Annotated in this window: 27 protein-coding genes; 10 read left to right on the top strand and 17 right to left on the bottom strand. The window is 72.3% G+C overall.

All coding sequences use genetic code 11. The annotated features are described in order from the left end of the window. Nucleotides 1–18 precede the first annotated feature (18 nt). The 3 genes from PZ894_RS07095 to mca all read right to left on the bottom strand — a co-directional run bounded on the left by PZ894_RS07095 (nt 19) and on the right by mca (nt 3756). On the bottom strand, nt 19–1989 hold the full coding sequence (locus tag PZ894_RS07095; RefSeq protein ID WP_275743793.1) for a thioredoxin domain-containing protein: 1971 nt from the start codon (nt 1987–1989) through the stop codon (nt 19–21). A 606-nt stretch (nt 1990–2595) separates the two neighbouring features. Then, nucleotides 2596–2892: a hypothetical protein gene (locus PZ894_RS07100; protein ID WP_275743794.1), complete on the bottom strand. Its 297-nt coding sequence runs from the start codon at nt 2890–2892 to the stop codon at nt 2596–2598. Nucleotides 2893–2904: 12 nt separating this feature from the next. Then, nucleotides 2905–3756 carry a mycothiol conjugate amidase Mca gene (gene mca / locus PZ894_RS07105; protein WP_275743934.1) on the bottom strand — a complete coding sequence of 284 codons (852 nt, stop codon included), beginning with the start codon at nt 3754–3756 and terminating at the stop codon, nt 2905–2907. Nucleotides 3757–3979: 223 nt separating this feature from the next. Here mca and PZ894_RS07110 point away from each other — a divergent pair, with 223 nt between their 5' ends. Next, on the top strand, nt 3980–4378 hold the full coding sequence (locus PZ894_RS07110; protein WP_275743795.1) for a DUF4307 domain-containing protein: 399 nt from the start codon (nt 3980–3982) through the stop codon (nt 4376–4378). Nucleotides 4379–4568: 190 nt separating this feature from the next. Beyond that, nucleotides 4569–5078, top strand: coding sequence for a transcription elongation factor GreA (gene greA, locus PZ894_RS07115; RefSeq protein ID WP_275743796.1), 510 nt, complete (start codon nt 4569–4571; stop codon nt 5076–5078). Nucleotides 5079–5129: 51 nt separating this feature from the next. Here the strand turns inward: greA and ilvA are convergent, their stop codons facing one another. From ilvA to PZ894_RS07130, 3 genes are read right to left on the bottom strand one after another with little or no spacing between them, the layout of a single operon-like run. Further along, on the bottom strand, nt 5130–6344 hold the full coding sequence (gene ilvA / locus PZ894_RS07120; RefSeq protein ID WP_275743797.1) for a threonine ammonia-lyase: 1215 nt from the start codon (nt 6342–6344) through the stop codon (nt 5130–5132). Continuing rightward, nucleotides 6337–7674: an AI-2E family transporter gene (locus tag PZ894_RS07125; protein ID WP_275743798.1), complete on the bottom strand. Its 1338-nt coding sequence runs from the start codon at nt 7672–7674 to the stop codon at nt 6337–6339. The genes ilvA and PZ894_RS07125 overlap by 8 nt, the downstream gene beginning before the upstream one ends. Before the next feature lie 25 nt (nt 7675–7699). Beyond that, nucleotides 7700–8863 carry a cystathionine gamma-synthase gene (locus PZ894_RS07130; protein ID WP_275743799.1) on the bottom strand — a complete coding sequence of 388 codons (1164 nt, stop codon included), beginning with the start codon at nt 8861–8863 and terminating at the stop codon, nt 7700–7702. A 141-nt stretch (nt 8864–9004) separates the two neighbouring features. On the opposite strand from PZ894_RS07130, the gene msrA reads away from it, so the two are divergent. The 3 genes from msrA to PZ894_RS07145 all read left to right on the top strand — a co-directional run bounded on the left by msrA (nt 9005) and on the right by PZ894_RS07145 (nt 11482). Further along, nucleotides 9005–9649 carry a peptide-methionine (S)-S-oxide reductase MsrA gene (gene msrA, locus PZ894_RS07135; RefSeq protein WP_275743800.1) on the top strand — a complete coding sequence of 215 codons (645 nt, stop codon included), beginning with the start codon at nt 9005–9007 and terminating at the stop codon, nt 9647–9649. Nucleotides 9650–9691: 42 nt separating this feature from the next. After that, nucleotides 9692–11032, top strand: a complete 1341-nt coding sequence (locus tag PZ894_RS07140; RefSeq protein ID WP_275743801.1) for an AarF/ABC1/UbiB kinase family protein — start codon at nt 9692–9694, stop codon at nt 11030–11032. Between the two features lie 66 nt (nt 11033–11098). Beyond that, the gene (locus tag PZ894_RS07145) at nt 11099–11482 is read left to right on the top strand and encodes a VOC family protein (protein ID WP_275743802.1); all 384 of its coding nucleotides are present in this window, start codon (nt 11099–11101) and stop codon (nt 11480–11482) included. A gap of 1 nt (nt 11483) precedes the next feature. Here PZ894_RS07145 and PZ894_RS07150 read toward each other — a convergent pair whose 3' ends face one another. Continuing rightward, on the bottom strand, nt 11484–12644 hold the full coding sequence (locus PZ894_RS07150; protein ID WP_275743803.1) for an MFS transporter: 1161 nt from the start codon (nt 12642–12644) through the stop codon (nt 11484–11486). 54 nt (nt 12645–12698) lie between these two features. Between PZ894_RS07150 and PZ894_RS07155 the strand changes: the two genes are divergently transcribed. After that, nucleotides 12699–13544 carry a winged helix-turn-helix transcriptional regulator gene (locus PZ894_RS07155; RefSeq protein WP_275743804.1) on the top strand — a complete coding sequence of 282 codons (846 nt, stop codon included), beginning with the start codon at nt 12699–12701 and terminating at the stop codon, nt 13542–13544. Here PZ894_RS07155 and PZ894_RS07160 read toward each other — a convergent pair. The 5 genes from PZ894_RS07160 to PZ894_RS07180 form a co-directional block, all read right to left on the bottom strand. Continuing rightward, the gene (locus tag PZ894_RS07160; protein ID WP_275743805.1) at nt 13537–14010 is read right to left on the bottom strand and encodes a GNAT family N-acetyltransferase; all 474 of its coding nucleotides are present in this window, start codon (nt 14008–14010) and stop codon (nt 13537–13539) included. The two genes, PZ894_RS07155 and PZ894_RS07160, sit on opposite strands and share 8 nt — an antisense overlap. A gap of 19 nt (nt 14011–14029) precedes the next feature. After that, complete coding sequence (locus PZ894_RS07165; RefSeq protein ID WP_275743806.1) at nt 14030–14554, bottom strand: DinB family protein; 525 nt, start codon at nt 14552–14554, stop codon at nt 14030–14032. Next, a complete protein-coding gene (locus tag PZ894_RS07170; protein ID WP_275743807.1) occupies nt 14547–15287 on the bottom strand; it encodes a VOC family protein in 741 nt (246 codons plus the stop codon). The genes PZ894_RS07165 and PZ894_RS07170 overlap by 8 nt, the downstream gene beginning before the upstream one ends. Then, on the bottom strand, nt 15284–15598 hold the full coding sequence (locus PZ894_RS07175; RefSeq protein ID WP_275743808.1) for a pyridoxamine 5'-phosphate oxidase: 315 nt from the start codon (nt 15596–15598) through the stop codon (nt 15284–15286). Before PZ894_RS07175 ends, PZ894_RS07170 begins: the two co-directional genes overlap by 4 nt. Nucleotides 15599–15665: 67 nt before the next feature. Then, nucleotides 15666–16448: a TSUP family transporter gene (locus tag PZ894_RS07180; protein ID WP_275743809.1), complete on the bottom strand. Its 783-nt coding sequence runs from the start codon at nt 16446–16448 to the stop codon at nt 15666–15668. 145 nt (nt 16449–16593) lie between these two features. Between PZ894_RS07180 and PZ894_RS07185 the strand changes: the two genes are divergently transcribed. After that, nucleotides 16594–17280, top strand: coding sequence for a hypothetical protein (locus PZ894_RS07185; protein WP_275743810.1), 687 nt, complete (start codon nt 16594–16596; stop codon nt 17278–17280). 154 nt (nt 17281–17434) lie between these two features. Next, nucleotides 17435–17824, top strand: coding sequence for a DUF2695 domain-containing protein (locus PZ894_RS07190; protein ID WP_275743811.1), 390 nt, complete (start codon nt 17435–17437; stop codon nt 17822–17824). Between the two features lie 181 nt (nt 17825–18005). Here the strand turns inward: PZ894_RS07190 and PZ894_RS07195 are convergent, their stop codons facing one another. Together PZ894_RS07195 and PZ894_RS07200 are read right to left on the bottom strand one after the other, a co-directional pair. Continuing rightward, the gene (locus PZ894_RS07195) at nt 18006–20057 is read right to left on the bottom strand and encodes a VWA domain-containing protein (protein ID WP_275743812.1); all 2052 of its coding nucleotides are present in this window, start codon (nt 20055–20057) and stop codon (nt 18006–18008) included. A gap of 205 nt (nt 20058–20262) precedes the next feature. Continuing rightward, nucleotides 20263–21648 (bottom strand): AAA family ATPase, encoded by a 1386-nt coding sequence (locus PZ894_RS07200; protein ID WP_275743813.1) that lies wholly within the window; start codon nt 21646–21648, stop codon nt 20263–20265. 81 nt (nt 21649–21729) lie between these two features. On the opposite strand from PZ894_RS07200, the gene PZ894_RS07205 reads away from it, so the two are divergent. Next, the gene (locus tag PZ894_RS07205) at nt 21730–22095 is read left to right on the top strand and encodes a YchJ family metal-binding protein (protein ID WP_275743814.1); all 366 of its coding nucleotides are present in this window, start codon (nt 21730–21732) and stop codon (nt 22093–22095) included. A 63-nt stretch (nt 22096–22158) separates the two neighbouring features. On the opposite strand, the gene PZ894_RS07210 is transcribed toward PZ894_RS07205, so the two are convergent. The 3 genes from PZ894_RS07210 to PZ894_RS07220 are packed head-to-tail and all read right to left on the bottom strand — an operon-like array spanning nt 22159 to nt 25286. Further along, complete coding sequence (locus PZ894_RS07210) at nt 22159–23364, bottom strand: lipid-transfer protein (RefSeq protein ID WP_275743815.1); 1206 nt, start codon at nt 23362–23364, stop codon at nt 22159–22161. Beyond that, nucleotides 23361–23828, bottom strand: coding sequence for an OB-fold domain-containing protein (locus tag PZ894_RS07215; RefSeq protein ID WP_275743816.1), 468 nt, complete (start codon nt 23826–23828; stop codon nt 23361–23363). Before PZ894_RS07215 ends, PZ894_RS07210 begins: the two co-directional genes overlap by 4 nt. Before the next feature lie 48 nt (nt 23829–23876). Then, entirely contained in the window at nt 23877–25286 is a 1410-nt protein-coding gene (locus PZ894_RS07220; RefSeq protein ID WP_275743817.1) for a cystathionine beta-synthase, read from the bottom strand. A 79-nt stretch (nt 25287–25365) separates the two neighbouring features. Here PZ894_RS07220 and PZ894_RS07225 point away from each other — a divergent pair, with 79 nt between their 5' ends. Further along, entirely contained in the window at nt 25366–26394 is a 1029-nt protein-coding gene (locus tag PZ894_RS07225; RefSeq protein ID WP_275743818.1) for an SGNH/GDSL hydrolase family protein, read from the top strand. The last annotated feature ends 11 nt before the right edge of the window (nt 26395–26405 follow it).

Raw genomic sequence — 26405 nt, forward strand, 5'->3', positions numbered from 1 at the left:
ACGCGCACAGTAGTGCTGTCACCGTCGGCGCGACAGGGCCTCGTCCAGCTGGTCCACCGTGGTCACGGGGCGCTCGCAGGCGAAGTCGCGGCACACGTACGCCGCGGGCGCGCCGTCGACGGGCGTCCGGCCCGCCAGCAGCGGGATCCGGCCGGTCTCCTCGTCGGCGACCACTACGACCGCTCCGGGGTGCTGTCGCGCGCGCAGCTCGAGGGCGGTGCGCTCCTGCGACTGCGCACCGACGATCGCCACCTCGACCGGCCCGCCTGCCATCGCGACGGCGGCGGCCATCGACCAGCCGGCGAAGCGCGGCGCCTTCTCCGCGATCGCCGCCACCGTCGCCAGCGCCGCCTCCGCGGCATCGCGATGCCGACCCGAGCCGGTGATCGCGGCGTACGTCGACAGCGCGTCGACCATCGACGACAGCCCCGAGGGCGATGCGTTGTCGGACGGGTCGCGCGGGCGGGCGACCAGCTCCTCGGCGTCGTCGGCGGTGTCGAAGAAGCCGCCGTCCGGCGCGGCGAAGTGGTCGAGGGCCGTGTCGAGGAGGTGCCGCGCGCGCTCGAGCCAGACGGGGTCGCCGGTGACCTGCAGCAGGTCGAGGAAGCCCGCAGCGACGCAGCCGTGGTCCTCGAGGACGCCGGCCGGGGCGCCGACGACGCCGTCGCGAGAGACGCGGCGCAGACGGCCGTCGACCACGTGCACACGCCAGACGAGCTCGCCCGCCGCACGCGCGGCGTCGACGTAACCGGCGCGGCACAGGCCGCTCATCACCAGCCCGTTCCAGGCGGCGACCACCTTGTCGTCGCGGGCCGGGCGCACCCGCTGCGCGCGCGCCTCCAGCAGGCGCCGTCGTACGTCGTCCCAGCGCTCCGCGTCGTCGGGATCGGCGCGAAGCTGGAGCGTCGACGTGCCGCGCTCGAAGGTCCCGGCGTCGGTCACCGACAGCAGCGCCGCGGCCCAGGCGCCGTCGTCGCTCCCGAGCGCCTCGGTCAGCTGCGCCGGCGTCCAGACGTAGTAGACGCCCTCCTCCCCCTCGGAGTCGGCGTCCAGCGCGGAGGCGAAGCCACCCTCCGCGGTGCGCAGCTCGGCGAGCAGGAAGTCGGCGACGCCGCGAGCTACGCGTTCGCCCAGCTCGGTCCCCCACTCGGCGTAGACGCGCAGCAGCAGCGCGTTGTCGTAGAGCATCTTCTCGAAGTGCGGCACCACCCAGTCGCGGTCGACGGAGTAGCGCGCGAAGCCGCCGCCGAGCTGGTCGTAGATGCCCCCGCGCGCCATCGCCTCGAGCGTCGCGTCGAGCATCCGCCGGGCCTCGGTCCGGGCGCCGGAGCCGCCCGAGATCCGCAGCAGGTACTCGAGCACCATCGACGGCGGGAACTTCGGCGCGCCCCCGAAGCCCGCCGACTGCTGGTCGAACTCGCGCGCCAGCACGAGCACTCCGCGCTCGAGCAGCTCGGGCCACTCCTGGTCCGACGCACCCGTGGCGAGGGTCTGGGAGGACAGGTGCTCGCGCAGCGTCTCCGCGACCCGGGACACCTCGTCGCCGCGGTCGGTCCACGCGTCGTGGAGCGCCTCCAGCACCTGCCGGAACGACGGCTGCCCGTGCCGAGGCTGGTCGGGGAAGTAGGTGCCGGCGAAGAACGGGTTGGCGTCGTGGTCGAGCACGACCGTCATCGGCCACCCTCCGTGGCCGGTCATCGACGTCGTCGCCTGCATGTAGACCGCGTCGACGTCGGGCCGCTCCTCGCGGTCGACCTTGATGCTCACGAAGTGCTCGTTGAGGTAGGCCGCGGTCGCGTCGTCCTCGAACGACTCGTGCGCCATGACGTGGCACCAGTGGCAGGCGGCGTACCCGACGCTCAGCAGGATCGGGACGTTGCGGCGCCTCGCCTCCTCGAACGCGGCCGGCTCCCACTCCCACCACGCCACCGGATTCCCGGCGTGCTGGAGCAGGTAGGGGCTGGTCGCGGACGCAAGTCGGTTGGCCACGATCCCACGCTAGCCCGGCGTTGACGGGCCTGACTGTCACATGAAGCAGGCCCATCGGTCCGCTGAGTGAGAGGTGCGAGGAGCGTTTACGCGTCCTGCCTGCGGGTGTCGACGATGACCGGCGGTGCGTGAGCCACCCTTTTCGTGCGGCCAATGGTTGCGTGCTCACCGCGCCCGGGGCACCGCTCCGCCCAGCGGTGCGCCAGCCACCCTTCCCGTATGGCCAATGGTTGCGTGCTCACCGCGCCCGGGGCACCGCTCCGCCCGGCGGTGCGCCAGCAACCTTTCCCGTGTGGCGAACGGTTGCCTGCTCACCGCGGATCAGGACTCGCCCTGCGACCGACCAGCCGGCGCAGTGTCATCCCGCCCCACGACAAGCACCCGGCACCACGTGCGGTCGGCCTTGAAGCGGCCGCCATCGACCAGTCCCCGATGGCCGTCGGATCCCTCGACGGCAATGGCCGGAGCGCCGTCATCAACGTCGCGGGCCCGGCAGCGCTTCTGGCGCGAAGCCTGACACGATCGGTGAGCGTCGACACCAACAGCGGCTGGCGACGGAGCTCGAGGCCCTGCCGAGAGCCGCGCCGACCCGGGCTGAGTCCAGGCTCAGGATCCGTTCTGGGCGGTGTCGTCGGTGCGCTCCGGCTCGGCGGAGGGCTGCTCGACGGTCGGCTGCGGGACGGGCTTCCGGTCGGACGGGTCGTAGAGCCCGGCGTCCTCGGCGGCGTCGACCTTGCGCAGCTGCTTGACCAGGCTGAAGCCGAGGAACGCGACCGCGAGGATCAGGCCGATGAAGATCGCGAACGCGAGCCAGCCCGCCTTGACGTCCTCGGCCTCCGGCGCCTCGTCGGCGAGCGCCACGACGAACAAGAGGACCTGGGGGACTGCGGTCAGCACCTGCATGGGGACAGTGTCTCAGGAGGGTGCGGTGATGCCCGCGAAGAGGTCGGCCTCGGGGTTGTGGGTCGTGACGCGGCTCTCGACCAGCTCGAAGTCCTCGGTCGGCCAGACCTCGGCCTGCACCTCTCGCGGGATCGCGAACCAGAAGCCGTCGGGGTCGATCTGCGTCGCGTGCGCCAGCAGCGCCTGGTCGCGCACCCCGAAGTAGTCCGAGCACGGCACCCGGGTCGTGATGCGCGCGTCCCACTCGGGCTCGGGCTTCCACTCCTTGAGGCGCTCGGCGTACGGCGACTCGAGCCCGTGCGCACGCATCGCCTCGTCGATCGCCATCATCCGCGGACGGTTGAAGGAGTGGTGGTAGTAGAGCTTGAGCACCTCCCACGGCTCGCCGAGCTCGGGGTAGCGGTCGGGGTCGGCGGCCGCGTGGAAGGCCTCGACGCTGACCCGGTGGCACATGATGTGGTCGGGGTGCGGGTAGCCCCCGCGCTCGTCGTACGTCGTCATCACGTGTGGGCGGAACTCGCGGATCAGCTTCACCAGCGGCGCGGCCGCCTCCTCCAGCGGCACGAGCGCGAAGCAGCCCTCGGGCAGCGGCGGCTTGGGGTCGCCCTCCGGCCAGCCGGAGTCGACGAAGCCCAGCCAGTCCTGCCGGACGCCGAGGATGTCGCGGGCCCGCTCCATCTCCTGCCGACGGATCTCGCTGATGTTCTCGAGGATCTCGGGCCGGTCCATCTTCGGGTTGAGGATCGAGCCGCGCTCGCCGCCGGTGCACGTGGCCACGTGGACGTCGACGCCCTGCGCGACGTACATCGCCGTGCTCGCCGCACCCTTGCTCGACTCGTCGTCGGGGTGCGCGTGGACGTGCATCAGCCGGAAGCCGGCGCGGGGGTGCTGAGTCACCGGGCAATCGTAGGGGGTGCCGCGCGCACACCGGCCGTCGCGAGCGTCGTCCAGCGCGCGCGCTGGCAAGGCGGAGGAGGGAGGCGGGACGGAGTCCCGTTGACCGACGACAACGCGGCCAGCGTGCGTGATGGGCGGCGCGCAGCAGGCCGGTGGGCGAGTGTCACCCCCTCAATGGCAGCATTTGCGCGTGCCCGCGCCGACCGACCTCGCCGACCGGTACGGCGCGCCGTCGCCGCGCCGGCGGCAGGCCCTCATCGGGCTCAGCGTGGTGGTCGCCGCCGCGTTCCTGGGCTGGCTGGGCTGGACGATCTGGGACCAGTCGACACCGGACGCGCGCTCGGACCTGGTCGGCTACGACGTGGTCGACGAGCACCACGCGATCGCGACCGTCGAGGTGCGCCTCGCCGACGACGACGTCGAGGCGTCGTGCACGCTGCGCGCGTTCGCCGAGGACCACAGCGTGGTCGGCGAGCTGGTGTTCACTCCGACGGACGGCACGAGCGAGCAGGACGTGCGCACCGAGCGCCGCGCGACCTCCGTGGAGCTGCTCGGCTGCACTACTCCGGACCAGAAGAGGCCGCGGTGACCCACGTCACCGGTCGACCTGCGCGGCGACCGGTCGGTTGTTAGACTCGACGGTCTGACGCTCCCCGCAGGGCCGTCGTCGTACGGTCCGGCGCAGTCGCGCAGTGTCGTTTGACGTCACCCGGAGCGTGGCACCACCGACGAATGGCGGACCCGATCCGTCGTACCTCGAAGCAAGCAGGAGTTATCCGATGACGCAGGCAGCAGAGCAGGGCAAGGTCTGGCTGACCCAGGACGCCTACGACAAGCTCACGCAGGAGCTGGAGGACCTCAAGGGTCCCCGCCGCCAGGAGGTCATCGCCCGGATCAGTGCCGCCCGAGACGAGGGCGACCTCAAGGAGAACGGCGGCTACCACGCCGCGCGCGAGGAGCAGGGCAAGCTCGAGGGCCGGATCCGCCAGCTCGAGGACATGCTCCGCCGCGCAGAGGTCGGCGAGACCCCGCCCGACGACGGCGTCGTCGAGCCGGGCATGAAGGTCACCTACAAGTTCGTCGGCGATGACGACGACGAGGCCGAGACCTTCCTCCTCGGCGCCCGCGAGATGGAGGACGCCGCCGGCGGTCTCAAGGTCTACTCCCCGCAGTCGCCCCTGGGCGCGGCCATCATCGGCGCCAACAAGGGCGACACGGTCTCCTACGAGGCGCCCAACGGCAAGACCCTCGAGGTCGTGATCGTCGACGCGGTGCCCTTCACCGGCTGACCCGCCACCACCTCCACGCTGACCCGCCGGAAAGTTTCTGGCGGGTCAGCACTATTCGTAGACGCGGTAGCCGCGCTCGCGCAGCCGCGTGAGCAGCTGCTCGGTGTGCGGCGCGCCGCGGGTCTCGAGCTGCAGGTGCACCTCCACCTCGTCGACGTGGAGGGTGGGCGAGATCCGCTCGTGGGCGACCTCGAGCACGTTGGCACTGACCCCGCTGACCTCCCCGAGCAGCTGCGCCAGCCCGCCGGGCACGTCGGGGATCAGTACCCGCAGGTTGAGATAGCGCTCGGCGGCGGCCATGCCGTGCCGGATCACCTTGCCCAGCAGCAGCGGGTCGATGTTGCCGCCCGAGAGCACCGCCACGGCCGGCGTACGGAACGCATCGGGCTGCTCGAGCAGCGCGGCCACCGCGGCGGCGCCGGCCGGCTCGACGACGAGCTTGGCGCGCTCGAGCGTGGCCAGCACGGCGCGGGCCAGGGCGTCCTCGCTGACGGTGAGGATCTCGTCGACGTGGTCGCGCACGGCCGCGAACGTGATGTCGCCCGGCCGCCCGACGGCGATGCCGTCGGCCATCGTGCTCATCGACTCCAGCGGCACCGGGGCGCCGTGCTCGAGCGAGCCGGGGTACGCCGCGGCGCCCGCCGCCTGCACCCCCACCACCCGGACGCCGGGCCTGAGCGCCTTGACCGCCAACGCGATGCCGGCGAGGAGTCCCCCGCCGCCGGTCGGCACGAGCACGGTCTCGACGTCCGGGCATTGCTCGAGGATCTCCAGGCCGGCCGTGCCCTGTCCGGCGACGATGTCCACGTGGTCGAAGGGGTGGATGAGCACCGCCCCGGTGCGCTCGGCGAAGGCCTGCGCCTCCCGCAGCGCGTCCTCGAGGTAGCGCCCGTGGAAGACCACCTCGGCGCCGTACCCGCGCGTCGCCTTCTCCTTCGGGATCGGCGCGCCCTCCGGCATGAAGACCGTCGCCTTGATGCCGAGCAGCTGGGCGGCGAGCGCGACGCCCTGGGCGTGGTTGCCGGCCGAGGCCGCGACGACGCCGTGTGCGCGCTCCTCCGCCGAGAGGCGCGAGATGCGCACGTAGGCGCCGCGGGCCTTGAACGAGCCGGTGCGCTGGAGGTTCTCGCACTTCAGCGAGACCGGGCCGCCGGCGAGCGCGGAGAGCCACCGCGACTCCTCCATCGGCGTCTCGATGGCGACCCCGGCGAGCACCTCCCTGGCGGCGCGGATGTCGGCCAGGTCGACGGTCGGGACCTCACTCATCGCGCGCCTCCTCCGGGACGTCCACGGTCTCTCCGGTCTCCTCGTAGTCCTCGTCGAGCTCCTCGACCGGATCGTCGCCGGGGGCGGTGTTGGCGGCGAGGTGCTGGACGACCGCGTTGAGCGCGGCGGCGATCGGTACGGCGACCAGGGCCCCGGCGACACCGGCGACGAGCACGCCCGTCGCGATCGCGAGGATCACCGCGAGCGGGTGCACCGAGACCCACCGGCCCATCAGGAACGGCTGGAGCACGTGCGCCTCGAGCTGCTGCACGCCGATGATGATGGCGAGCATCACGAGGGCCGTGATCGGCCCGTTGGCGACCAGGGCGACCAGGACCGCGACCGCACCGGCCACCGTCGCACCGACCAGCGGGACGAACGCGCCGAGGAACACCAGCACGCCGATCGCCAGCACGAAGGGCACCCCGATGATCGCGGCGCCGACGGCGATGCCGATCGCGTCGACGAGGGCGACGATCACCGTCGCCCGGACGAACTGGGTCAGCGAGATCCAGGCCACCCGGCCCGAGCTGTCGACCCGCCCGCGCGCCGACCGCGGGGCGATCCGCACCAGCCAGGCCCAGATCCGCTCGCCGTCGGCGAGGAAGAAGTACGTCGAGAACAGCACGATGAAGAAGCCCGCGAACACGTGCCCGACCGCGCTGCCCACCTCGCTGATCCGCCCGACGATCTCGCCCTCACGCGACCGTTCGGTGATCGCGTCCTGCGCCCGGGCGATGTAGTCGTTGATCTGGGAGTCGCTGGCGTTGAGCGGACCGTCCTTGAGCCACGTCCTGATCTCGTCGAGCCCGGCGACCGTCTGGTCGGCGAGGTCGTTGGCGCCGTTCGCGATCTGCTGGCCCGCGAGGGTGAGCAGCAGGCCCACCAGTCCGATGCCGGCGATGACCACCGCCAACGCCGACAGCCCGCGGGGCAGCCCGAGTCGGACCATCCCGTCGACGATCGGGATCACCAGTGCGGTGATCAGCAGGGCGATCACGACCGGCAGGACCACGACCGAGAGGAAGCCGATCGCGAGGAAGAGCACCGCCGCGGCCGCGACGATCACCAGGAAGCGCCACGACCACGCCGCGGCGAGGTCGACGCCCTTCGGGACCTGCGGCCCGTCGAACGCCGCCCGCGGCGCCACCGCGACGGGCAGCTCCAGCTGGGCCTGGCGCTCGTCGCGCCGCAGCGCCCACTGGTGAGCCAGCCGCGCGGCGATGCCCTCCTCGCCCTCCTGCTGCTCCTCGTCGGCACGGTGCCGCAGATGGATCAGCGGGAGTCGGCGGCGGCCGGCGTCGTCGGGCTCGTCAGCGTCGTTGCTCACGGCGACAACCTATCCCGCAGGATCGTCAGCCCAGGGCACGCTCGAGGTCGGCGACGAGGTCGTCGGCGGTCTCGATGCCGACGCTGATCCGCACCAGATCGGCCGGCACCTCGAGGTCGGTGCCCGCCACGCTGGCGTGCGTCATCCGGCCGGGGTGCTCGATGAGCGACTCGACCCCGCCCAGCGACTCGCCGAGCGTGAAGACCTCGGTGCGCTCGCACACCTGGAGGGCGTGCTTCTCGCCACCGGTGACGCGGAACGACACCATGCCGCCGTACCTCTTCATCTGGCGCTGCGCGACCTCGTGGCCGGGATGCGTCTCGAGCCCCGGGTAGATGACCTCACCGACCTTCGGGTGGCTCGTCAGGAAGTCCACCACCCGCTCGGCGTTGTCGCAGTGCCGGTCCATCCGCACCGCGAGCGTCTTCAGCCCACGCAGGGTGAGCCAGGAGTCGAACGGTCCGGCGACGGCACCCATGGCGTTCTGGTGGAAGCCGACCTTCTCGGCGAGCTCGAGGTCGCGGACCACCAGGGCGCCACCGACGACGTCGGAGTGGCCGCCGCAGTACTTCGTGGTCGAGTGCACGACGACGTCGGCCCCGAGGGTGAGCGGCTGCTGGAGGTACGGCGACGCGAAGGTGTTGTCGACGACCAGCAGCGCCCCGGCGTCGTGGGCGACCCCGGCGAGGGCGGCGATGTCGCCGACGTTGAGCAACGGGTTGGTCGGCGTCTCGACCCAGACCAGCGTGGTCTCTCCCGGGCGGATCGCCGCGGCGACCTCGTCGACGTCGGAGACCGCCGCCGGGCTGTGCTCCAGCCCCCAGACCTTCTCGACCTTGTCGAAGAGCCGGAAGGTGCCGCCGTACGCGTCGTCCGGGATCACCACGTGGTCGCCGGGCCGGCACACGCTGCGCACCAGCGTGTCCTCGGCGGCCAGACCGGACGCGAACGCGAACCCCCGCTCCCCGTCCTCGAGCGCCGCGATGTTGCCCTCGAGCGCGGTGCGGGTCGGGTTCGCCGAGCGGCTGTACTCGTAGCCGCCGCGCAGGCCGCCGACGCCGTCCTGCTTGTAGGTGCTGGTCGCGTAGATCGGCGGGATCACCGCGCCGGTGGTCGGGTCGGGCTCGTAGCCGGCGTGGATCGCACGCGTCTCGAAGCCCGACTTGTGACGGTGCTGCTGCTCGCTCATGTCGTCGAGGCTAGCCGTCGTTCGCGCGGCGGCGTTTCGAGACGGGCTCCGTCCCTCCTCGACCGCCGCCAGCTGCGGGAACGCCACGGCCACCGCCGGTGTTACAGACTGTGCAAGATCCCTCCGAGAGAAGGAGACCCCGTGTTCCTCACCCGCAAGGCCGAGATGGTCGCCCCCGAGCAGACCCTGCCCGGCCGCAGCCAGCGCGACTTCCCCCTGTCCGACCGGCACCGCGTGCTCGACGCCCCGGTGATCACCGACGAGGTCCCCGAGGGCTACGAGGTGGCCCTCTTCGGCCTCGGCTGCTTCTGGGGCGCCGAGGAGATCTACTGGCAGGTCCCGGGCGTCTGGTCGACGTCGGTCGGGTACGCCGGGGGCACCACGCCCCACCCGTCGTACGAGGAGGTCTGCTCCGGCAGGACCAACCACACCGAGGCCGTGCGGATCGTCTTCGACCCCGCGCAGGTCTCGTACGCCGACCTGGTGAAGACCTTCTTCGAGGTGCACGACCCGACCCAGGGCTACCGCCAGGGCAACGACGTCGGCACCCAGTACCGCTCGGCCATCTACTACACGACCCCCGGGCAGGAGCAGGTCGCCCGCGAGCTCACGCAGACCTACGGGGACGAGCTGAAGCGCCGCCGTCTCGGCGACATCACCACCGAGATCCGGCCCGCGGCCGACACGCCCTACTACTACGCCGAGGACCACCACCAGCAGTACCTCGCGAAGAACCCGCACGGCTACCGCTGCCACGCCAACACCGGGGTGAGGTTCCCCGCCTGACGTGAGTGCCGCGCGCTGGGAGCCGTTTGGGACAATCGGCGCATGAGCGAGCTGCCCCGCAAGGCCGTGGCGCGCACGGCGAGGCTCGCCGCGCTGCCCATCGGGTACGCCGGCCGCAGCGCGATCGGGCTCGGCAAGCGGATCGGCGGGCGGCCCGCCGAGGCGGTGATGACCGAGATCCAGCAGCGCACCGCGGAGCAGCTGTTCCGGACCCTGGGCGAGCTCAAGGGCGGGGCGATGAAGTTCGGCCAGATGCTGTCGGTGCTGGAGTCGGCGTTCCCCGAGGAGCTGGCCGGCCCCTACCGCGACCAGCTCACCCGGCTCCAGGACGCCGCTCCCCCGATGCCGACGGCGACCGTGCGCGAGATCCTGGCCCGTGACCTCGGCTCGGACTGGAAGGAGCGGTTGGTCTGGCTCGACGGAGGCCCGACCGCGGCGGCGTCGATCGGCCAGGTGCACCGCGGACGCTGGGTCGACGGCCGCGACGTGGCGGTCAAGGTGCAGTACCCCGGCGCCGGCGAGGCGCTGCGGTCCGACCTGCGCGCGATCTCGCGGGTGGCGCGGACGGCGGCACCGCTCGTGCCCGGCCTCGACCTGAAGCCGCTGATCGAGGAGCTCCAGGCCCGCGCCGACGACGAGCTCGACTACCAGCTCGAGGCCGAGGCGCAGCGCACGTTCGCGGCGGCGTTCCGCGACGACCCGGAGATCGTGGTGCCCGACGTGGTCGACGTCGGCTCGACGACGCTCGTGACCGAGTGGCTCGAGAGCCCTGCCTCCCTGGCAGCGGTGATCGCCGACGGGTCCCAGGCCGAGCGGGACCACTACGGCGAGCTCTTCGTGCGGTTCCTCTTCTCCGGCCCCACGCGCACCGGCATGCTGCACGCCGACCCGCACCCGGGCAACTACCGGATCCTGCCCGGGCCGGGCGGCGAGCCAGGCGGGCTCGGCGTCCTCGACTTCGGCGCGGTCGCCCGCCTGCCCGGCCGCGGGCTGCCCGCGGCGATGGGCCGCCTGCTGCGCATCGCCGCCGACGAGGACGAGGAGCGGCTCCTCGACGGGCTGCGCCAGGAAGGCTTCGTCAAGGAGCGGATCTCGGTCGACGCCGGCCAGGTGCTCGACTACCTCGCGCCGTTCGTGGAGCCGACCCGCGTCGACCGGTTCCGCTTCAGCCGGGCCTGGATGCGCCGGCAGTTCGCCCGCATCAACGACCCCCGGAGCCCGGCGTACACGGTCGGCATGAAGCTCAACCTGCCGCCGTCGTACCTGCTCATCCACCGCACGTGGCTCGCCGGTGTCGGCGTGCTCTGCCAGCTGGAGTGCGAGGCGCCGTTCCGGCAGATCCTCACCGACGCGCTCCCGGGCTTCACCGACGACGCGGGCTGACCCGATCTGACGATTGTCACCGGACGACGCCCGGGAGCACGCTGGAAGGTGGCCCAGGAGGTTGCCATGTCACTGACCGACAGTGTGGTCGCGGTGATGCTCCCCACCGGGGACGCCGCGCGTGCGCAGGACTTCTACGAGAAGCGTCTCGGGCTTCCCTACGACGGCGAGAGCCCCGGCGGTGAGCTGATGTTCGGCCTCGCCGGCGGCTCGCACGTCGTCCTCCGACCGTTCCCGGAGGTGCACCCGTCGCCGAACACCGCCATGAGCTTCGAGGTGCGCGACATCGAGTCGGAGATCGCCGACCTCGAGTCCCGCGGAGTGGCGTTCGAGGACTACGACCTGCCGGACCTGAAGACCGTCAAGCACGTCTTCGACGACGGCCAGATGAAGGCGGCGTGGTTCCTCGACCCCGACGGGAACGTCCTCTGCCTGCACCAGCCGAGCTGAGTCAGACCGCGGCGTCGACCGGCGACTGACGCCGCGCGGACCCCAGGACGAGGACCGCCGCGGCTACGCAGAGCGCGCCGCACAGCGGCCACAGCGCGCCCGGCGCCACGGCGTACACGACGCCGCCCACCGGACCGGCGAGCAGCGTGCCGCTCGTCGAGGCGCCGGCGTAGAGACCCTGGTACTGCCCGACGAGGTGGTCCGGCGCCGCGTCCAGCACGTGCGCGGTCGCGGTCGTCTTGTAGAGGATCTCGCCGGCGGTGAGCACGACCATCGCGAGCACCGCGCCGACGGCGGTGACGGGCAGCCCGAACATCGCCGTCCCGATGCCGACCAGCGTGTAGCCCACGGCGATGATCGGGTACGACGAGCATCGGCGCAGCGCCATCGCGACCGGGACCTCCAGCAGCAGGATCAGCCCGGACCCGACCGCGATCAGCGCCGTGTAGAGCCCGACCGGCTGACCCTCGTCGCGCAGGTGCACCGGCAGCGTCGTGTAGAGCTGTCGGTAGACGAGGTCGACCAGCACGACCGCGGTCAGCAGCGTCACCAGGGCCCGGTCCGCCCGCAGTGCGCGCCACAGGCCGGGCCCGCTCCGGTCGACCGCGAGCGGCTCGTCGCGCGGCAGGCCTGCGCAGACCGCCCAGGCCACGAGCACCGTGAGCGTGCCGTCGATCCAGAACAGCGCGGCATAGCTGTGCGCCACGACCAGCGCGCCGAGCGGCGGGCCGATCACGAAGCCGGCGTTCGACGCCGCCCGACCGATCGCGACCGCGGTCCGCCGGTCGCCGCGCGGCATCGCCAGCGCCACCAGCGCCCCGGTCGAGACGCCGGCGGTCGCGGACAGGTAGGACAGCGTTGGCAGGCCGAGCACCAGCACCCACACGGGCAGCCACGGCACGGTCACCAAGCCGAGGCCGGCCGCCGTCGACGCGACGAGCAGCACCCGGCGGTGGCCGTGCCGGTCGCCCCAGCGACCGCCCGTGAAGTTGCCGACCAGGTACCCGAGACCCGAGGCGCCGGCGACCAGGCCGGCGCCCGCGATCGGCAGGTCGCGCGGGCCGGTCAGGTAGAGCGTCAGGAACAGCATCACGAAGGAGCTCATCGAGCTCACGAACCGCGCTGCCGCCAGCGCCCACACCACCCGGGGCAGGTCTCGCACGCCGCCCTCCCGTCCAAGTCAGTTTCTTTTGGAAACTCACCCTAGGATGTCGGCATGCCCCCGCGCATCCCCGATGACGACTGCGGGGTCGCCCACGCCCTCGGCGTCCTCGGGGACGCGTGGTCGGTGCTGGTGCTCCGCGACGTCGCGCGCGGACACGGCCGGTTCGAGCGGCTGCTCGCCGACAGCGGCATCTCGCGCAAGGTGCTCGCCCAGCGGCTGGCCTCGCTCGTCGAGGCCGAGGTGCTGGAGAAGGTGCGCTACCAGGACCGCCCGGACCGCTACGAGTACCGGCTCGCCGCGCGCGGCCACGCCGCCCTCCCGGTGCTCGCCGCCCTGCAGGAGTGGGGCGACACCTGGGTGCTCGGCGACGGCACGACGACCGCGATCGCGGATGCCGACGGCGCAGAGACGCACCGGGTCGCGGCCCTCGTCGGCACGCGCGTCCCGTCGCTGCGCGCCGACCCGATCGCGGCCGCGGCGTACCCCGCGTCCCAGGCGTGCACGGTCGTCTACTGCTACCCGGGGACCGCGCTGCCGGCGATCGAAGCCGTGCCGGGCGGCCCGGGGTGTTCCTTGGAGTCGTGCACCTACCGCGACCGGATCGACGAGTTCGCGGCGGTCGGCGCGGCCGTCGTCGGCGTCAGCACCCAGCGGCCGGAGGAACAGGCGACGTTCGCAGAGGCGAACGGGATCCAGTTCCCCCTGGTCTCCGACGCCGACCTCGAGCTCGCGACCGCGCTGCGGCTGCCGACGTTCCGGCATTCCGGCGCCACCCGGCTCAAGCGGCTGACCCTCGTCGTCGACGCCGACCGGATCGTCCGCGGGACGCTCTTCCCGATCCGGGACGTGACCGGCAGCGTCGAGGACGCGTTGGCCCTGGTGCGCTCGCTCAGCTGAGCCGCAGGTGCATCACGTGCAGGCCGACCGGGCCGTGCGTGCGGGAGTCGAACGCCTCGGGCACCGTGCCCACGATCTCGAAGCCCAGCGCCTGCCAGAGGCGTACGGCGGCGGTGTTGGTCTCCACGACGGCGTTGAACTGGATCGCGCGGAAACCCTGGTCGCGGTGCCACTGCACGACGTACTCCCCCAACGCCCGACCCACGCCGCGGCCGCGCGCGTCCGGCGAGACCATGAACGAGGCGGTGCCGACGTGGCTGCCCCGGCCGGGGCGGTTCGGCCCCATGGTGGCGCTGCCGAGGATCCGGTCGGCGCCCTCGAGGACGACGGTCTGCCCGGGCGGCGACATCGTCCACAGCGCGCGCGCCTGCTCGGAGGTGAGGTCCGCCGGGTAGGCGTAGGTCTCGCCGGCCCGCACGATCTCGTCGAAGAACTCCCAGACCTGCGGCCAGTCGGCCTCGGTCATCGCCCGGATCACGGGGCCGTCACTCCCCCGTCTCGCCGTCGATGGACTCGCGGATCAGGTCCGCGTGGCCGTTGTGCCGGGCGTACTCCTCGATGAGGTGCAGCAGGATCCAGCGCAGGCTGAACGGCTCGCCGGTGCCCCGCGACGACTTCGCCGACAGGTCGTCGAGGGCCGCGTCCGCGATGATCGCGTCGGCGCCCGAGACCATCTCGTCGTACAGCGCCCAGATCTGCTCCGGACTGTCGTCGCGGGCGCTGTGCCAGTCCCAGTCGTAGTCGGCGCCCCAGTCGATCGACCGCCACGGCTCGCTCGGCTCCTCACCGAGGAACACCTCGCGGAGCCAGTTGTCCTCGACCAGCCCCAGGTGCTTGACCATGCCGCCGAGCGTCATCTCCGAGGGCGGCAGCGCCGTGGCCAGCTGCGTCGCGTCGAGCCCGCCGGCCTTCATCCGCAGCGTCCGGCGGTGATAGTCGAGGAAGGCGAGCAACAGCGTGCGCTCGTCGCCCCGGGTCGGCGGGTCGACACGGGTCGTGGGGTCAGTCAACGGGAGTCCTCCTCGTGATGCAGTACGTCGTGCCGACCGGGTCGGTCAGCACGGTCCAGTGGTCGTGGGTGGAGACGACGGTCGCGCCGAGCTCGACGTGCCGCGCGATCTCCGCCTCGTGGTCGTCCGTCGACAGGTCGAGGTGGGCGCTCACCGGCGACCGCTCGTCGTCGAGCCGCTGGACCAGCCAGAGCAGCGGCATGGAGCCCGGCGGATGGAGCCGGGCGAACTCCCGCGAGACGTCGGGGTCGTGGTCCCAGCCGGTCAGGGACGGCCAGAACGCCACCTCGACGTCGTACGCCGACGGCGCGATGTCGAGGCACACCTGGTCGACCCGTGACCGGTGGCCGTCCGGCCAGGTCGCGGCGGCCGGACCGCGGGACGCCTGGGCCCGGACGAAGCAGAACACGAAGCCGCCGGGCGACCGCACCACGACGTACCCGTCCTCGTGCCTCATCAGCACGTGCGCCCCGAGCTCGACGGCCGCCTCGGCCGCGATGGTCGGGTTCTCGACGTGCAGGTCGAGGTGGAGCCCGCCCGGCCCGTCGGCCAGGTGCTGGAGGCGCAGGTAGTCGTCGCCGTCGGGCGGCGCCAGCGTCACGAAGTGGTCGCGCTCGCCGCGCGGGTCGGAGACGGCGTAGCCGGTCACGCCACGCCAGAACTCCACGCCGCGGTCGAACGCGCCCGGAGCGACGTCGAGGAAGGCACTGACCCAGAAGGGAGTCGTGCTCACGGGACGGGCTTGTGCAGGACGGCGCCGGTGGGCGTCACAACGACGTCGTCGCCGTCGGCTGCGGAGATGCCGTCGACGAGGAGCGTCATGCCCGGGTTGTCCAGCGGCGGGAAGAGCAGCGTCACCTTCGGATTGGCGCCGACGTTGGCGACCGAGCCGCGGCCGGGCGTGGAGATCCGCAGCGTGCCGTCGTCCCGCGCCGCCCGCACCGAGACCGCCTTGACCAGGCCGTCGCGGGAGGAGAGCAGGTAGCCGCGGTCGAACTCCTGCAGCCGCTCCGGCAGGTCGGCGAGGTCGACGACAACACTCATGCCGAGAGGCTATCGATCCAGCGCTCGCGTGCCACCCGGGTTTCGAACGGGATGTCGCCGCCCCTCGTCATCCCCACAGCCCGAGCACGTCGCCGCCGATGCGCACGATGAACGCCGACACCACGACGATGAAGAGGACCCGGACGAAGCGGGTGCCGCGGGCGACGGCGGTGCGCGCGCCGACGTACCCGCCCACGATGTTGCATGCCCCCATGACGATCGCGACCTTCCAGACGATCGCGCCCTGCGGCGCGAAGACCAGGATCGAGGCCAGGTTGGTCGCCCAGTTCGCGAGCCGCGCCTTCGCCGACGCCTCGAGGAAGCTGTAGCCCATCAGGCCGACGAGCGCGATGACGAAGAAGCTGCCGGTGCCGGGGCCGAGCGCACCGTCGTAGAAGCCGATCGCGAGCCCCGTGCCCATCGCCGCCGCCAGGTGCCGACGGCCGTGGAACCGCAGCAGGGTCTGCGCGCCGAGCCGCGGGTTGACGAGGACGTACGCGCCGACCACGACGAGCGCCACCAGGACGATCGGCTCGAACGCCGAGCGCGGGATCTGGCTCGCCACCAGCGCGCCGAGGGCGGAGCCGACGAACGCCAGCGCCATCAGCGGCAGGAACGTGCGCGGATCGGGGCGGACCCGGCGGTAGTAGGTCACCGCGCTCACGGTCGTCCCCGAGATCGACGCCACCTTGTTGGTCGCGAGCACCTGCACCGGGGCGGCGTTGGGCATCCCGACGAGCAGCGCGGGCAGCTGGATCAGCCCGCCACCGCCGACGACCGCGTCGACGAAGCCCGCCGTGAGCGCGGCCAGCGCGAGCAGGGCGAGCACGGTCGTGGAGAGGTCATCCATCACCGCCATTCTCCGACGACCGGTCGGCGGGCCTCCCAGTCAGGTCCCAGTGATCCTCAAGTCGAGGTCGGCAGAGTGCTCCGCGTCGGGAGATCCCGGCCCCCTCACTTCCGGAGCAGACCCGGACCTACGAGAGAGAGAAACCATGTCCCGTCGCTGGATGAACCGGGCGCTGATCGCGCTCGTCGTCACCGCCGTCACCGTTCCCGCCCTCGCGACGTCCGCCACCGCGGCCGGCGCCGCGAAGGTGCCCTCGGTCGACGCGACTGCCAAGATCTACCCCCACGTCGGCACCAGCTCGGAGTCCTCCAGCAAGGTCTACGGCCCGGGCAAGAAGTGCGGTCAGCAGAAGGTCGTCAAGGGCGCGAGCCAGACGTCCGCGTCGTACTCCCCCGACTACAGCGATCCCGCCGTGGTGGCCGACCCGTCGGCCTTCGAGATGACCGGCGAGCGGCCGAGCGTCTCCGCCACCGCGATGAAGTTCCCGAACGCCAAGGCGGCGATCGCCTACGTGCACGGCTATGACAAGTACACCAAGAAGTGCCCCGTCACGAACCCCGGTGGTGGCGGCGGCAACGGCGGCGGGCAGCTGCCCGACTGCAAGTCGTCGATGAAGAAGATCGCCTTCAAGCTGGGCGACGAGCGGTACGGCTACCAGTTCCGGTCCACCTGCACCATCTCCGGCCAGCCCTCCACGTCGGTCATGAACACCCTCTTCGTCCGCGACGGCAAGTACGTCGTCTTCGCGAACGCCATGTCGATGGACGCGACCGCGCCGTCGATCCCCAAGTCGGTCGAGTTCACCCGGCTCGCCCTCAGGACCGTGAGCTGACCCACCCCACCGTCAGCTCACGTCGTCGACGGCCCCGGACCCATCGGTCCGGGGCCGTCCGTGCGTGCGGACGGTGGGTGCGCGCGGCGCGGGAACGTGCCGCGCGCACTTACGGCCAGGGCTGGATGTCGGTGGCGGCGGCTAGACAGGACCCATGACCGACATGTCCGTCGCCGACGAGGCCGAGCTCTACCTGCGAGTGATCGCCGACCCGCGCAGCGAGCCCTCCGCGCACGAGTGCGTGGCGTGCTACGTCGCCCGCATGGTCGAGAGCCACGGCTGCGACACCAGCCTGAGGTGGGCGCAGCGCTTCCGCGAGCTCCGCTCGCCGACCGCGACCGGGCTCGAGCGGCGACTCGGGAGCGTGGGCGGCTTCTGCGACTGCGAGATCCTCCTCAACGGCTACGCCCTGGTGCGCGAGCTGATGGTGCGTGACGTCCACACCGACGACCTCGAGCCGCCCACCGAGCTGCCCGACTGCGCCGGCGTCGGCCGCACCTCGACGCGGCCGTGCGCCAACTGGGAGAGGCGGCGACCCCAGTGACCGATGGGCACCTCCCGACCGGCGACGATCTGGAGGGGTCATCGACCGCAGCTTCATCACGGGATGAAGGTCGAACCGCGCCTCCCGCGGCGAAGTCGCCGCGGGAGGCGCGGTTTCGCCAGCATCCCTTGATGAACCGCCACCCCGGTGGCCACGGCACGACCGCAGCTCGGCCGAGTGCTCAGTCGCCGACCCAGAAGCCGCGGCCGCCGAACCAGTCGCCGTAGCCACCGCCGCCCCACGGTCCACCCCGGCCACGCGCGCCGAGGTAGGAGCCGACCACGGCCGCGCCGAGGTCGTCGAGCTCGGGAGCGACCACCCGGCCGTCGACCCGCTGCGCCATCTGGTCGACGAACCGCGCCAGCCCCGGGTCCTCGCCGAGCCGGAAGAAGGTCGTCTGCGCGCCGAGTCGTCCGGCGTTGTCGAGCTCGCGGACGGCGTAAGCCACCGTCAACGGGTGCGGCGGGTAGGAGAAGTAGACCTGGCCGTCGGGCTCGAGGTGTGAGGTGGGCTCACCGTCGGTGACGATCAGCAGCACCGGCTGGGCGTTCGGGTGCTTGCGGAAGTGTCGGTTGGCGAGCAGCAGGGCGTGGTGGAGGTTGGTGCCCTTGTCCCACATCGCGTCCAGCGCGGTGAGCTGCTCGATCTCCATGACCTCGGCGTGCCGGCCGAAGCCGATCAGCTGCAGGTCGTCGCCCCGGAAGCGCGAGCGGATCAGCGTGTGCAACGCCAGCGCGGTGCGCTTCATCGGCACCCACCGGCCGTCCATCGCCATCGAGAACGACGTGTCGACGAGCAGCGCCACCGCCGCCTGGGTGCGCGCCTCAGTCTCCTGCACCTCGATGTCTTCAACACTGAGCATCGGCACAGGGGCGGTTCCTGAGGAGCCGAGGGACGAGGCGTCTCGAAGGGCAGCCGCTCGGCGGAGCACCCCGTTGAGCATCGTGCGCGGCACGTGCCAGGGCTCGGTGTCTCCGAACTCCCAGGCCCGCGTCGCCCCGGAGAGGTCCCCCGCGGCACCCGCTCGCTGGAGCTCGCGGTCGCCCTGGCGGCCGGACATCCGCTCGGCGACGTCGCGGAGCAGGGCCTTGCCGAGGCGGCGCATCGCCTTCGGTGAGAGTCGGTACTGCCCGTCGGAGCCGCGCTGGAGGTAGCCGGAGTCGCGCAGTGCCTTCTCGAGCTCCCGCAGGGTGCGGGCGTCGACGGCGGCGTCGTCGCCGAGCTGACGCGCGAGCGTGTCGAGGTCGAGGTCGTCCATCCGCGCCCCGCCGTACGACTGCGACAGCTGCTCGGTGAGTCGGTCGAGGTCGGCGAGGTCCTGGAAGACACCGGTGCCGTCGCCCAGGCCGAGGCCCTCCTCGCCCGACATCTGCTCCGAGCCGCCCCAGTCGAGGTCGGGCCGCAGCGCCTGGAGGTTGTCGTCGAGCCGGCCGAGCTGGTCCATCAGCTGCGGCGACCCGAACGCCTGCGCGGAGAGCTCCATCAGCTCCTGGCGCTGCTCGGGCGACATCGAGTTGAGCATCCGCTGGGCAGCAGCCGACCGCTCGGCGAGCGACGCGAGGAGCTCGTCGATGTTCTGCGGGTTCTCGGGGAAGAAGTCCCCGTGCTTCGCCATGAACTCGTCGAAGTCCTCCTGCGTGTCCTCGCCCAGTCGATGCTTCTCGAGCAGCTCGTTGAGGTCGCCGAGCATCTCGTTGACGGCGGCCCGGTCCTCGTCGCTGGCGTTCTCGAGCGCCTGCTTCATGCCGGCGAACCGCTGGTCGAGCATCTCCCGGCCGAGCAGGTCCTTGATCTTCTCGTAGTCCTCGCGGGCCTCGCGGCTCTGCCAGTCGTACGACGAGAGCTCACTGACCGCGGCGGCGGTGTTCGGCGGCAGGTTCTCCAACTGCATCTCCCGCAGGGCGCGGTCGCCGTCGTCCATCATCGCGTCGCGCGCGAGCTGCTTGCGCTCCTCGAGCACCGCGCGGTCGAGCAGCTCCTTGATCTCCTGCAGCGTGCCGTCGAGGTTGTGCCGCTGGGTCAGCTCGCACCGGCGCTCGGCGACCCGGCGGGCCAGGTCGTCGAGCCCGCTCTGGTCACGACCGCCGCGGCGCAGGAACTCGCGCATCGCCCGCTCGGGCGAGTAGCCCGCCATCACGTCCTCGCCGATGGCGTCCAGCGCCTCGGCCAGGTCGACGGGCGGCGCGAGCGGGTCGCCGCCCTCGTAGCGCTTGAAGCGGGTGCGGTCCTTCATCCGTCACCTCGCTCCAGCTGTAGCGCGGCAACCCTCGCCCGCGCCGCCGCCCAGCGGTGGGCAAGGCTCGATCTGGTCCGACCGAACCGAGCCGCATCCACCGCGCGCGGGGCGCGGGGCCGCCCAGCGGTGGGCGAGGCTCGATCTGGTCCGACCGAACCGAGCCGCATCCACCGCCCCCCGGGGCGCGGAGACGCCGAGGACTCTAGCCATAGACCGTCTCCGCACCGTCGGTGTCCTTCCCGATCTTGCGGGCCAGGTAGAGACCCTCGAGCGCGAGCTCGATGGCGCCGGCGCGCTGGCCGTCGTTGGTGGCACCGACGCGATCGCAGACCTCGTCGTACAGCTCGGACTCGCCGAGCACCGGCAGCCCGGTGAGGAAGTCGCGGGCGGTGACCTGCTCGCCGGTGGTGACCATCGCGCCGTTCTCGATCGCCTGCACCAGCAGGCCGAGGTCGATGCCTCGGAAGCGGTGGCGCACGGTCTCGGCGGTGGCCGTGCGCAGCAGGTGGAGGAGGACCTCGGCCTCGCGGCCCTCCTCGCCGGTCTCGAACTCGATCTTGCCGCCGAGCACGTCGACCGCGGTCTCGAGGTCGACCACCCGGGCGACCGGCTCGGGCTCGCCCTGGCGGGTCGCGCGGTGCAGCGCGGCCGCGGCGATGGTCTCGGCGCCCGCGATCGAGAAGCGCGCGGAGACGCCCGAGCGCTGGTCGACCGAGCTCGACTCGCGCAGCGCGCGGGTGAAGCGGGCCAGGATCTCGACCAGGTGGTCCGGCACGTCGGCGACGAGCTCGGCCTCCTGCCGGATCACCGCGACCTCGTCATCGAGCTCGGTCGGGTAGTGCGTGCGGATCTCGGCGCCGAAGCGGTCCTTGAGCGGCGTGATGATGCGGCCGCGGTTGGTGTAGTCCTCGGGGTTCGCCGTCGCGACGACGAGCACGTCGAGCGGCAGCCGGAGCACGTAGCCGCGGATCTGGATGTCGCGCTCCTCCATCACGTTGAGCATCGCGACCTGGATCCGCTCGGCGAGGTCGGGCAGCTCGTTGATGGCGACGATGCCCCGGTGGCTGCGCGGGATCAGCCCGAAGTGGATGGTCTCGGGGTCGCCGAGCGAGCGGCCTTCGGCGACCTTCATGGGATCGACGTCGCCGATCAGGTCGGCGACCGAGGTGTCCGGGGTGGCCAGCTTCTCCGCGTACCGCTCGCTGCGGTGCCGCCACGAGACGCGCAGGTCGTCGCCGTACGTCGCGACGGCCTGGAGCGAGGCGACCGTGACCGGGTCGTACGGGTGCTCACCGAGCTCGCTGCCGGAGATGACCGGGCTCCACTCGTCGAGCAGGCCGACCATCGTGCGCAGGAGTCGGGTCTTGCCCTGGCCGCGCTCGCCGAGCAGCACGACGTCGTGACCGGCGATCAGCGCTCGCTCGAGCTGCGGGATGACGGTGTCGTCGAGCCCGTGCAGCCCGGGCCACGGGTCGCGCCCCTCGCGGAGTGCGGAGAGCAGGTTGTCGCGGAGCTCCTCGCGGAGGGACTTCTGGACGTGGCCGGAGGCGCGGAGCTCACCGACCGTGCTGATGGAGGGCGCAGTCACGGCTTTCACGCTACGCCGCGGAGGCAAGAAGCGGGACCCGTCTCCGGTTACGGGCACGTGACGAGATCTAGGCTGGAGGTCATGGCTCTCCAGGAGACCTGTCCGTGCGGCACGGGCGCGACGTACGACGCCTGCTGCGGCCGGATGCACCGCGGCGCGGTGACGGCGGCGACCGCCGAGGAGCTGATGCGGTCGCGCTACGCGGCGTACGCCGTCGGCGACCTCGACTACGTCTTCCGCACGTGGCACCCGCGCACCCGCCCCGACGACCTCTCCCCCGATCCCGGCCTGACGTGGACCGGCCTCGAGCTGGTCGGGAACGGCCCCGACTGGGTGGAGTTCGTCGCGTCCTTCACCCGCGCCGGCGTGCCCGGGGAGCTGCGGGAGCGCAGCCGCTTCCAGCGTCGCGGCGAGCGCTGGGTCTACGTCGACGGCACCGTGACCTGACGCCCTCGGTGGTTGAGGAGGTTGCGCTGGCAACCGTCTCGAAACCACCGAACCCGGGGCGCGTCAGACGCTGAGGATCACCGAGGAGCCGTGGCCGAAGAGGCCCTGGTTGGCGGTGATGCCGACGCGGGCGCCGTCGACCTGACGGCCGGTGGCCTGGCCGCGCAGCTGCCAGGCGACCTCGCAGACCTGGGCCAGCGCCTGCGCGGGCACGGCCTCACCGAAGCACGCGAGCCCACCCGACGGGTTGACCGGGATCCGGCCGCCGATCGTGGTGTCGCCGGCCCGCAGGAGGGCCTCGGCCTCGCCGCGCTTGCAGAGCTGGAGGTCCTCGATCCAGTCGAGCTCGAGCGCGGTCGAGAGGTCGTAGACCTCGGCGAGGGAGACGTCGGCCGGGTCGATGCCCGCCTCGTCGTACGCCGCCTGGCCGATCGACTCCTTGAAGGTCCGCGCCGGTGCGGCGACCGCCGTGGTCGCGTCCGTCGAGAGCAGCGGCATGTCGATGACCGTCTGCGGGAAGGTCGGGGTCACGGTCGAGATCGCGTCGATGCGGACACCGCCGCCGAGCCCGTGCCGCTTCGCGTACTCCGTCGACGTCAGCACGACCGCGGCCGCGCCGTCGGAGGTCGCGCAGATGTCGAGCAGGTGCAGCGGGTCGGAGACCACGGCCGACGAGAGCACGTCGGAGACCGAGACCTCCTTGCGGTAGCGGGCGTTCGGGTTCGCGAGACCGTGCCGGGCGTTCTTGACCTTGACCTGCGCGAAGTCCTCGACGGTCGCGCCGTAGAGATCCATCCGGCGGCGCGCGTAGAGCGCGAAGTACGCCGGGTTCGTCATGCCCAGCAGCCGGAAGCGCAGCCAGTCGGGGTCGTCCCACCGCTCACCGGCGTTCGGTGCGAGGAAGCCCTTCGGGGTCGTGTCGGAGCCGACGACGAGCGCGACCTCCGACATCCCGGCGAGGATCCGGGCGCGGGCGGTGTCGAGCGCCTGGGCGCCCGTCGCGCAGGCGGCGTACGACGTGGCGACCTTGGCGCCGTTCCAGCCGAGCGCCTGGGCGAACGTCGCGCCGGCGACGTAGCCGGCGTAGCCGTTGCGGACGGTCTCGCCGCCGACGATGAGGTCGACGTCGCGCCAGTCGACGCCCGAGTCGGCCAGCGCGGCCCGCGCGGCGTGCACGCCGTACTCCACGAAGTTGCGGCCCCACTTGCCCCACGGGTGCATGCCGACACCGGCGACGGCGACGCTCTGCCCACTCCTGGGTGCGTTCACTGGTCGGCCTCCTCGCCCACCTCGACGACCTGCCCTGAAATCAAGGGGCGCCAGCGCCAGACGGTGCGGTCGCCGGTCTCGTCGGTGTAGAGCGTCTCGACGACCAGCTCGGCCTCGGCCCCCACGCGGAGGTCGGCGACGCCGTACCCGTCGGCCACCTGACCGAGCACGACGAGCCCCTCCGGCAGCTCCACCGCCGCGAGCGCGAACGGCTGGTAGGGGTCGGTGCCGGAGATGTACGGCGCGGGCGGCTGGTACTGCGCGTCGGTGTAGGACCAGACCGTCCCGCGGCGCGAGAGCGGCGTCTGGGCGAACTCCTCGCCCGCGCAGCCGGGGTTGCGGCAGAACCCGGAGGCCGGAGGGAAGTACACCGTCTCGCAGGTCGTGCACCGCGATCCGAGCAGCGCCGGGTCGGGCCCGGTCGTGAACCAGCCGTCGATCGCCGGCGTCGCCGTGTCCGTCATGCGTCGCAGCCTACCAAGCAATTGCTTGGTAGGGGTGTGGGGCGTGTCTCAGCTCCGGGCGAGGTAGGCGAGCAGGTCGTGCCGCGTCACGACGCCGACCGGCTTGCCGTCCTCGTGCACGAGCAGCGCGTCGGCGCCCTCGAGTGCCCCGACCGCCTCGGAGGCGGGCTCGGTGGAGCCGATGGTGGGCAGCGGGTCGGACATGTGCTGGCTGACGCTGTCGGTGAGCCGCGCGGTGCCGGTGAAGAGCTGGTCGAGCAGGGTCCGCTCGGAGACCGCCCCGACGACCTCGGCGGCCACCACCGGAGGCTCGGCACGGACGACGGGCATCTGGGAGACGTTGTACTCCTGCAGGATCGCCACGGCCTCGGCGATCGTCTCGTTGGGGTGCGTGTGCACGAGGTCGGGCACCCGCCCGTCCTTGCCCCGGAGCACCTCGCCGACCGTCACGGGTACGTCGACCGCACCGTCGACCGGGAATCCGTACTGCCCCAGCCAGTCGTCGTTGAACACCTTCGTGAGGTAGCCCCGGCCGGAGTCGGGCAGCAGCACGACGATCACGGCGTCCTCGCCCTCCGGGGTGCCCTCCAGCTCGTGGGCCAGCTGGATCGCGGCGTGCACGGCCATGCCCGAGGAGCCGCCGACCAGCAGCGCCTCCTCGCGGGCCAGTCGGCGCGTCATCGCGAAGGAGTCGGCGTCGGAGACCTCGATGATCCGGTCGGCGATGTCCCGGTCGTAGGCGTCGGGCCAGAAGTCCTCGCCGACGCCCTCGACCAGGTAGGGCCGGCCGCTGCCGCCGGAGTAGACCGACCCGGCCGGGTCCGCGCCGACGACCTCGACGTCGCCCCCGGACCGGGCAGCCTGCTCCTTCAGGTAGCGACCGGTGCCGCTGATCGTGCCGCCGGTGCCTACGCCGGCCACGAAGTGGGTGATCCGCCCGTCGGTCTGCGCCCAGATCTCGGGGCCGGTGGTCTCGTAGTGGGACCGCGGGTTGTGCGGGTTGGAGTACTGGTCCGGCTTCCACGCGCCCGGCTGCGACGCGAGCCGGTCGGAGACGTTGTAGTAGGAGTCGGGGTGCTCGGGCTCGACCGCGGTCGGGCAGACGACCACCTCCGCGCCGTACGCCTTGAGCACGTTGCGCTTGTCCTCGCTGACCTTGTCGGGGCAGACGAAGACGCACCTGTAGCCCTTCTGCTGAGCGACCATCGCCAGCCCGACACCGGTGTTGCCCGAGGTCGGCTCGACGATCGTGCCACCCGGCTGGAGCTCGCCGGACTCCTCGGCGGCCTCGATCATGCGGGTGGCGATGCGGTCCTTCACCGAGCCGCCCGGGTTGAGGTACTCCACCTTGGCGAGGACGATCGGTCCCTTCGCGCCCTCCAGGGAGCCCGTGGACTTCGACAGCCTGAGCAGCGGGGTGTTGCCGATCAGGTCGAGGAGCGAGTTCGCGTACTGCATCTGGTCAATCTAGAGGCGCTCCTCACGTACGTGGAATCCGCGTGCGTACCGATAGGTAGGTGTCCGTAGGGTGAGGGATGTGGGGAAGGCAGGCGCTGCTCGGAAGCTGGCCTCGGCCGCGGCGTACGGCGGTGGCGGGGTCTCGTTGCTCGGCGCGAGCTTCTATGGCTTGCTCCGGCTCGAGGCGGAGGCCGCGCGCCGGACGATCGGCAACGCGAAGGGTGCCCCTCCGGACCCGACCGGCTGGTACGGCCGCGGCCGCCCCGGCCCGGCGGTCAAGGTCGCGCTGCTGGGCGACTCGAGTGCCGCCGGGTACGGCGTCGACCGCGTCGAGGAGACCCCCGGCGCGCTGCTCGCCAGCGGGGTCGCGGAGCGGGCCGACCGGCGCGTGCACCTGCGCAACTTCGCGGTCGTCGGGGCGAAGTCGTCGGACCTCGCCGTCCAGGTCGACCGCGCGCTCCCGACCCGGCCGGACGTCGCGGTGATCCTCGTCGGCGTCAACGACGTCACCCACACGGTGCTCCCGGCCGCCTCGGTGCGACACCTGGTCGAGTCGGTACGCCGCCTGCGCGAGGACGGCACCGCGGTGCTGGTCGGCACCTGCCCCGACCTCGGCACGATCAAGCCGATCATGCCGCCGCTGAAGCAGGTCGCGCGCGCCTGGTCGCGCCGGATCGCCGCAGCCCAGACGATCGCGGTCGTCGAGGAGGGCGGCCGGACCGTGTCGTTGGCGTCGATCCTCGGGCCCGAGTTCGCGGCCGCGCCGGCGCTGCTCTTCGGCCCCGACCAGTTCCATCCGTCGGCGCAGGGCTACCGCTCGCTCGCCCAGGTGCTGCTGCCCTCGACCCTCGCCGCGCTCGGCCTGATCCCCGACGACGAGGCCGAGCCGGAGTCGTTCCGCGGCGAGGGCGTGCTGCCGATCACCGCCGCCGCGATCCAGGCCGTCAACATCCCGGGCACCGAGCTCGGCGGCACCGAGGTGGGCGGCGCACGCCGCGGCGTACGCGGCCTGTGGGTCGAGCTGCGGCACCGTCGCCGGCACCCGGAGACCGAGGGCGAGGCCCCGGGCGAGCAGGAGTCGGAGCCCGCCGAGGCGCCGCAGGGGTAGGGAAAACCCCA

The sequence above is a fragment of the Nocardioides sp. YIM 152315 genome (genome assembly GCF_029210375.1).
In the GTDB taxonomy this organism is placed as follows: domain Bacteria; phylum Actinomycetota; class Actinomycetes; order Propionibacteriales; family Nocardioidaceae; genus Nocardioides.